Genomic DNA, 7,176 nt, shown 5'->3' with positions numbered 1-7,176 from the left:
CCCGACTCTGTTGCAGCCGTGCCCGCAGTAACTCGAACTCCCGCGGTACCTGCTCCAGCCGGCGGCGCAGATGGTATACCTCTTCCTCCAGCCCCTTCACCTGCCCCTGGAGTGCCTCCATCTCGGCGTAGTGTTTTTCCCTTGCCATGGAAGGCGGAACACCGCTCTTGGGATCCTGACCAGAGATCCGCCTCATCGTCTTTCGGAGAGAATTAAACTTAGAGGTCTTATCCGAACCACCCATGCTCGACAATCCTTCCGGCGACAATCACAATGAGACCAGGCCCGGGAAGTCGCACCAGAAGCGGTTTTGCGGGATTCCACTTCTGCTTGCACGACCGATGCTCGAATTTGACCTCCCTATATTAATGCAGTCCCTAGGGGTGTCAAGACTTTTCTGGACTCATTTGAAAGACTGCAAATCGGCCAGGGACGCCTTTTCAGCGGCCCTTCACGTTCGCCACGACATCCAACCTCGTCCATTGATGATTAGCTCTACGTTCAATGGAACGAGAAATTGCGATCGCGGAAGTTCACCGGGCTATCAATCAGCTTTCCAAAGTCACCCCATGAAAAAAGGACTTTGCGCCAACTAGCAGTCAAATTATACTAGCGTGATGATCGAGGGAACGGTAGTGGGGTTGGGTAGCGCGGATCTGCTGCGATTCTACTATTATCTGCGCTTGACCCGGGGTCTCGAGGACCGGGTCATCAAACTGTACCGTCAAGGGAGGATTCTCGGGGGCTGCTACGTTGGAACCGGAGAGGAGGCGATCTCCGTAGGGAGCGCCTGTGCACTCGAGCCTGATGACGTCATTGCCCCATCTCACCGGGACCTCGGTGCCCACCTTGTCAAGGGGGTGACCCCGAACGAATATATGGCCCAGTATCTGGGGCGGCTAACCGGCCTGACACGCGGGAAGGATGGCACTATTCACTTTGGCGATCTGAGACGCCGGATTATCGGCTTCATCAGCCCCATGGCCGACGGGATCCCCGTGGCTACGGGTGTTGCGCTGGCGTTCAAAACTCGACGGGAGCCCCATATCGCCGTCGCCTATTTTGGAGACGGCGCCTCGAGCCGTGGGGACTTCCATGAGGGACTCAACCTGGCCGCCGTCCTCAGGCTCCCCATACTCTTCATCTGTCATAATAATCAGTACGCCTACTCCGTCCCCGTCTCCCGACAGATGGCGGTCCCGCACGTCGCGGACCGGGCCAAGGCTTACGGCTTGCCCACACGGATCATCGATGGCAACGACATCCTAGCCGTCTACCAGACCACGAAGGAGGCAGCGGCCCAAATCCGCGGTGGGGGAGGCCCGATCTTCATCGAGTGCAAGACCATGCGCATGCGGGGACATGCGGAGCACGATGACGCTTCCTACGTCCCCCGGGAACTTCTGGAGGAGTGGCGAGGGCGGGACCCTATTCAAAAGTTTGAGCATTATCTCCGCGAGCGGGAGGTGCCAGAAGACCAACTGAGGGCGGTCGAGGCTCGGGTGGTCAAAGAAGTCGAGGAGGCACTCGATTTCGCAGAAAAGAGCCCCCTACCCGATGGGCCGGAGGCGCTCGAGGGGGTCTTTGCTCCATGAGAAGCTGTCAGCGATCAGCTGTCGGCCTGCGCTTAAAATTCCCTCGGAAAGACGCTGATTGCTGACTGCCAACTGCTAACTGCGAAAGCGTAACGAGCATGCCAGAGATCACCTATCTCGAGGCGATTCGCCAGGCCCTATGGGAGGAGATGGACCAGAATGAGCAGGTTTTCCTCCTAGGGGAAGATATTGGGACGTATGGGGGAGCTTTCAAAATCACCAAGGGCTTCTTAGAAAAGTTCGGTGAAGATCGCGTGATCGACACCCCCCTGTCCGAGTCAGGCTTTGTGGGCGCAGCCATCGGTGCCGCCCTCATGGGGATGCGGCCCGTGGTAGAGATGCAGTTTGCCGACTTCATCTCGTGCGCATTTGATCAGATTGTCAATATGGCTGCTAAGCATCACTATCGACTGAGGGAGCCGGTTCCGCTGGTCATTCGAGCCCCGTACGGGGGACGGCTGCATGCGGGCCCCTTCCATTCCCAGTGCCCCGAGGCCTGGTTCATCCACTCCCCTGGACTTAAGGTCGTCGCCCCCGCCACCCCGTACGATGCGAAAGGCCTCCTCAAGGCAAGTATCCGGGACCCCAATCCGGTGATTTACTTTGAGCACAAGTATTTGTACCGTCACGCCAAGGGGGAGGTGCCCCCTGAAGACTACATCGTCCCGCTCGGTCAAGCGGACGTCAAACGGGCGGGGGCCGATATCAGCTTGATCACTTACGGGGCGATGGTGCAGCAGGCATTTCAGGCGGCGGACCAGATGAGTGAGCAAGGGGTCGAAGTCGAGCTCGTAGACGTCCGGACGCTCTATCCGTTGGATACAGATACGATCCTCACCTCGGTCAAAAAAACGGGAAAGGTCCTCATCGTCCATGAGGCCCCTCAGGTCTGCGGGATTGGGGCCGAGATCGCCGCTGTCATCGCCGAAGACGTCTTTCGATATCTCGACGCCCCTGTGGTACGACTTACTGCCCCTCACACACCTGTCCCCTTCAGCCCCCCCCTCGAAGACTACTATCTTCCCAACGCCACAAAAATTGTCGCCAAACTGACTGACCTAGCCTCCTATTAGTTGACTGATGACCGCTAACCGACGACCGAACGACAAAGGACCCATGACCGACCACCGACGACCGATAGATGCTTCCCGAGCGACCGGTTCGACTGTCATCGGTGATCGGTTGACGAGGCGAGGATGACCATCGAGGTGGTCATGCCTCAAATGGGACAGAGCGTTGCTGAAGGTACCGTCATCCAGTGGTTTAAACAAGAGGGAGAGCCGGTAGAACAGGATGAAGCCCTCCTCACCATCAATACCGATAAAATCGACGTCGAGATCCCATCACCAGGTGGCGGGATCCTTACACGGGTCCTGGTTCAAGCCGGAGAGACGGTACCCGTGCTAACACCCCTGGCGTACATTGAGGCGCGAGAAACGGATCGACGTCGCACTGTCTCCCCATCACCCGCACCTCACGGGCGGGCAGGACCGATCCCGGAGGAGGGGGCTCGGTTGCATTCACCCGCCGTCCTCGAGCTCGCGGAGCGGCATGGCCTGACGCCTTCAGAACTACAGGAGATCCCAGGCACAGGCCGGGACGGCCGGGTGACCAAGAAGGACCTCCTCGCTTATATCGAGCAGCGGGAAAAGGTCGCCGTCCCTCGAGCGGGAGAGGAGATTATTCCCTTCACCCCGATGCGCCGTGCCATCGCCGAGCACATGGTGCGGAGCAAGCAGACCTCCCCCCATGCCACCGCGATCATCGAGGCGGACATGACTTCCATCGCACAGTTCCGCGAAAGGGAAAAAGCCGCCTTTGCAGAGCGCTGGGGCTGCCCCTTGACCTTCATGCCCTTTATTACTCAAGCCACGGTGAGAGCGCTCAAGAAATATCCCTGGCTTAACGCCTGGGTTGACTCGGACCGGATCGTGCTCAAGCAGGAGATCAATATTGGGATCGCGGTTGCCTTGGCGGATGGTCTGATCGTCCCGGTCCTCAAGGGGGCTGAGGCCCTTAGCCTTTCCGAGATCGCCCAACGGAGCGACGACTTGACCCGCCGCGCCCGGGAGAAGCACCTCATGCCAACCGAGGTCCAGGGCGGAACCTTTACCCTCAACAACCTCGGTGTTTCCGGCATCCTCCTGGCCACGCCGATCATCGTTCAACCCCAGGCAGCCACCCTGGGGATCGGGGCGGTCGCCAGACGGCCAATAGTGGTCGGGAATGTCGTCACCATCCGTTCGATGACCTACCTCTGCCTCTCCTTCGACCATCGCGTCATCGATGGCGCGATGGCCGGCCAGTTCCTGCAAGAGATCAAAGCAGGCCTGGAAGGGTTCGACCCGACCCGAAAATAACAAGGGCGGGACGCGTGTCCCGCCCACCTTCATCGACCCGGACACGCCGGGTCAATTGCAGGTGCCTCAGCCGCTCGGCGCGCAACCGCAGCCCGGTCCCAATGAACCGGAAAAGCCCGCAGCGGTTTGCGTTCTAAAGGTGGAGAACTGCTTGACCACTTCCGAACTCTCACAGGTGGGACATCTGACGGATACCCCCGCGCTCATAACCAGCCGCTCGAAACAGGTGCCGCAGCCCTGACACTGGTATTCAAAGATCGGCATCGTCTCCTCCTCATGATCAGCGCTGGAGTTCCCGAATCAAATGCTTGAGTTCAGGCAGGATCAGTCGCTCAAGGGCGAGCTTCACGGCCTTGGGTGATCCGGGGAGACAGAAGATCAGCGTTCCTCGACAGGTCCCGGCCATAGCCCGACTCATGAGCGCGGCGCTCCCCACCTCCTGAAAGCTGAGATACCGGAAGATCTCGCCGAAACCCTCGAGCGATTTGTCGAGAAGCGGGGCGACCCCCTCGATAGTGACATCCCGGCGACCGACCCCAGTCCCACCACTGGTGATGATACATCCCACTTTTGCCTCAACCAGATGACTGATCTCCTGCTGAATGGCCGCGAGGTCATTCTTCAAAACCTGATAGCCCACCAGGCGATGCCCTGCCTCCTGCACGCGCTCCCGGATTAAATTTCCGGACTCATCCTCAGCCTCGTGCCGACTGTCGCTCACGGTAATCACCGCAAAGGAAATCTGTCCGATGCCCTCTGCGGCTTCTTTATGCTCCTCTACACCCATGAGACTTCCTGAGAAACCGAACTTCAAGCGTCAAAGAGGAGGCGGGGCGTTCCGCCTCGACCGGTCAAGGAAGGGTTGTGAAGCCGTTCCTCGCCAATCGTGGTCGAAGGCCCATGGCCCGGGTAGACCGCCGTCTCATCAGGAAGGACGAGAAGCTTGCTTCGGATGGAGGCAAGGAGAATTTCATAGGATCCACCCGGCATGTCAGTTCTACCGATTGAACCCGCGAAGAGTGCGTCCCCAACAAAGGCAACCCCCTCCCCGTAAAGGGAGATTCCTCCAGGGGTGTGGCCCGGCGTATGGAGAACTTGGAATCGGGTTTCCCCTATCACCACCTCATCACCCTCGTTCAGCAGGCGATCTGGGGGGGGTGGCGTGGGGACCTGAAATCCAAAGGCCATCGCCTGCGCGGCCGCTTGCGACATCATCGGCGCGTCCTCCCAATGAAGCAGGACCGGCTTGCCCGTCTTCGCTCTAAAGAAGGCATTCCCGCAGACATGGTCAAAGTGTCCGTGGGTATTAACGATGGCGCTCAGCTCGAGTCGCTCCTCAATGATGACATCGTAGATGCCCTCACTCTCGAGCCCCGGATCGATGAGTACGGCCTGTCGGCTCCCCTCATCTACGACAAGATAGGCATTGGTTTCGAGCGGACCAATCGTAAAGCTATCAATCTTCATTCTTTCCTGCTCTGCAGATACCGGTCCTCTGAGATCCCTGAAAGCCACTGCAGATAGAAGCCTGGTGACGCCGAACTACTCTCGCGAAGCCGACCCGTCTGTCCGCTGGACGATTATCTCCTCCAGCGTCTTCGACACGGTAAAGTAGTCCACCCCGGTAATGGCCGATATCCGAAGCAAGTCTCGCTCGGTCACCTTCCCGTCCCGCTGATAGATATCGAGTAACCGCTGACGAACGTCATGCTCTGCACTTCTCTCCATGGTTCATATCACCTTTCTATGAATTATGAAGAATCTGGCTGAGCAGAGAAAGAGTCCTCCTATTTCACCACAGGTACCTTCTCACGTAACCTTGCCACGAGCTGCGGGAGAATCTCCACAACGCGATCGATATCCCCGTCACAGGTGAGCCGCCCCACGGAGAACCGAATGCTTCCTTCCACCTGCTCCCGGCTCAGCCCCATTGCCCGTAACACATGAGACGGCTGTAGGCTGCCGACGTGACAGGCCGAGCCCGCCGAAACCGCAATCCCCTCCAGGTCCAGCGCGGCTACGAGCGTCTGGGCCTCTATTCCATCAAAGCTGAAATTGCTGGTGTGAACCAGGCGAGGGGAATTCCGACCGCTCACCCTTACCCCGTCAACCCGTTCCAGAACGGTCGCCTCAAGTCGATCTCGGAGCTGTCGGAATCTTTCCTGCTCGCCAGGCATCTCAAGGAACATGAGCCGCGCCGCCTCCGCCACTCCTACGATGCCCGGGATATTCTCGGTCCCAGCCCGGCGACCCCGCTCTTGACCTCCCCCCTGGAGCAGCGGCCGGAGTCGAACTCCCCTCCTCACATAAAGCGCTCCGACCCCTTTCGGGCCATAAATCTTGTGGGCAGAGAGGGAAAGGAGGTCGATTTTGAGGTGTCGGACATTGAGGGGGACCTTTCCGAAGGACTGGACCGCATCGGTGTGGAAGAGGATTCCCCGCTCTCGCAGGATGGCTCCAACTTCCTCCAGGGGGAAGAGGACACCCGTCTCGTTATTGCCGTGCATCACGGAAATCACGATGGTGTCCGGCTGGATGGCTCGCCGGAGCTCTTCTGGGTCGAACATTCCCTCCCCGTCCACCGGGAGATACGTCACCGAGAAGCCCCACTTCTCGAGCGCGGCACATGTTTCGAGGATGGCCGAGTGCTCTACGGCCGAGGTGATAATGTGCCTCCCCCGCTCCTGATACGCTAACGCTGCCCCGGCGAGGGCCAGATTGTCCGCCTCGGTGCCTGAGGAGACAAAGACCACCTCATCCTTATCCGCCGTCCCCAGGAGCTCGGCGACAGTCTCGCGGGCCCCCTCTAAAGCAGCCTTGGCCTCTCGGCCCATGGCATGGGCGGCGCTTGGATTGCCGAAGGCCCCCTCAAGGTACGGCCGCATGGCCTCCCGCACCCGCGGATCCACAGGGGTCGTAGCATTGTGATCGAGATAGACTTGGGACCCCATCGTGAACTGTAAAAAAGGCCGCCCCCCGGCGGCCTTCGAACTTTCCCCCCTTACATCACTGCTCATAACCAGCCTACAGGTAGTGTCCTATCCGGACCGTTTCGATCTCCTTGTCTGGCTTGGTCGGTGTCCGCGGGAGGGGCCGGACAGCGACGATCCGTTCGGACTTGCGCCCCGCGATCTTGGCCCAGTCATCGGGATTGGTCGTGTTGGGTAGGTCCTCGTTCTCCGCAAATTCCTCCCGGACCCCCCGCACCAGGTCCTGCCGCG

Annotated in this window: 9 protein-coding genes; 3 read left to right on the top strand and 6 right to left on the bottom strand. The window is 59.4% G+C overall.

Annotated features, from left to right (window positions below; all coding sequences use genetic code 11):
- Positions 1-196, bottom strand: a 196-nt coding sequence (locus O6929_13695) for a proteasome ATPase (protein MCZ6481432.1), incomplete at its 3' end; no start/stop codon positions are given.
- Between the two features lie 421 nt (positions 197-617).
- Here O6929_13695 and O6929_13690 point away from each other — a divergent pair.
- From O6929_13690 to O6929_13680, 3 genes are all read left to right on the top strand, one after another.
- Entirely contained in the window at positions 618-1,595 is a 978-nt protein-coding gene (locus O6929_13690) for a thiamine pyrophosphate-dependent dehydrogenase E1 component subunit alpha (GenBank protein MCZ6481431.1), read from the top strand.
- Positions 1,596-1,693: 98 nt separating this feature from the next.
- Positions 1,694-2,668: an alpha-ketoacid dehydrogenase subunit beta gene (locus O6929_13685; GenBank protein MCZ6481430.1), complete on the top strand. Its 975-nt coding sequence runs from the start codon at positions 1,694-1,696 to the stop codon at positions 2,666-2,668.
- 123 nt (positions 2,669-2,791) lie between these two features.
- Positions 2,792-3,955 (top strand): dihydrolipoamide acetyltransferase family protein, encoded by a 1,164-nt coding sequence (locus O6929_13680; protein MCZ6481429.1) that lies wholly within the window; start codon positions 2,792-2,794, stop codon positions 3,953-3,955.
- A 280-nt stretch (positions 3,956-4,235) separates the two neighbouring features.
- Here the strand turns inward: O6929_13680 and O6929_13675 are convergent, their stop codons facing one another.
- The 5 genes from O6929_13675 to O6929_13655 form a co-directional block, all read right to left on the bottom strand.
- Positions 4,236-4,742, bottom strand: a complete 507-nt coding sequence (locus O6929_13675) for a MogA/MoaB family molybdenum cofactor biosynthesis protein (GenBank protein MCZ6481428.1) — start codon at positions 4,740-4,742, stop codon at positions 4,236-4,238.
- 23 nt (positions 4,743-4,765) lie between these two features.
- Positions 4,766-5,422, bottom strand: coding sequence for an MBL fold metallo-hydrolase (locus tag O6929_13670; GenBank protein ID MCZ6481427.1), 657 nt, complete (start codon positions 5,420-5,422; stop codon positions 4,766-4,768).
- Between the two features lie 75 nt (positions 5,423-5,497).
- On the bottom strand, positions 5,498-5,683 hold the full coding sequence (locus tag O6929_13665) for a hypothetical protein (GenBank protein ID MCZ6481426.1): 186 nt from the start codon (positions 5,681-5,683) through the stop codon (positions 5,498-5,500).
- A gap of 59 nt (positions 5,684-5,742) precedes the next feature.
- Positions 5,743-6,906, bottom strand: coding sequence for a cysteine desulfurase family protein (locus O6929_13660; protein MCZ6481425.1), 1,164 nt, complete (start codon positions 6,904-6,906; stop codon positions 5,743-5,745).
- Positions 6,907-6,979: 73 nt separating this feature from the next.
- A partial coding sequence (locus tag O6929_13655) for a proteasome ATPase (protein ID MCZ6481424.1) occupies positions 6,980-7,176 on the bottom strand: 197 nt, incomplete at its 5' end.

This window comes from Candidatus Methylomirabilota bacterium (genome assembly GCA_027293415.1).
GTDB lineage: Bacteria > Methylomirabilota > Methylomirabilia > Methylomirabilales > CSP1-5 > CSP1-5.
The sequence above is the reverse complement of the archived record's forward strand: the minus strand, read 5'-3'. Positions and strand labels throughout refer to the sequence as shown.

Excerpts from the sequence above, each read along its gene's own strand:
- O6929_13690 (MCZ6481431.1), top strand. The coding sequence starts at position 618 with ATGATCGAGGGAACGGTAGTGGGGTTGGGTAGCGCGGATCTGCTGCGA.
- O6929_13685 (MCZ6481430.1), top strand. The coding sequence starts at position 1,694 with ATGCCAGAGATCACCTATCTCGAGGCGATTCGCCAGGCCCTATGGGAG.
- O6929_13680 (MCZ6481429.1), top strand. The coding sequence starts at position 2,792 with ATGACCATCGAGGTGGTCATGCCTCAAATGGGACAGAGCGTTGCTGAA.
- O6929_13675 (MCZ6481428.1), bottom strand. The coding sequence starts at position 4,742 with ATGGGTGTAGAGGAGCATAAAGAAGCCGCAGAGGGCATCGGACAGATT.
- O6929_13670 (MCZ6481427.1), bottom strand. The coding sequence starts at position 5,422 with ATGAAGATTGATAGCTTTACGATTGGTCCGCTCGAAACCAATGCCTAT.
- O6929_13665 (MCZ6481426.1), bottom strand. The coding sequence starts at position 5,683 with ATGGAGAGAAGTGCAGAGCATGACGTTCGTCAGCGGTTACTCGATATC.
- O6929_13660 (MCZ6481425.1), bottom strand. The coding sequence starts at position 6,906 with ATGGGGTCCCAAGTCTATCTCGATCACAATGCTACGACCCCTGTGGAT.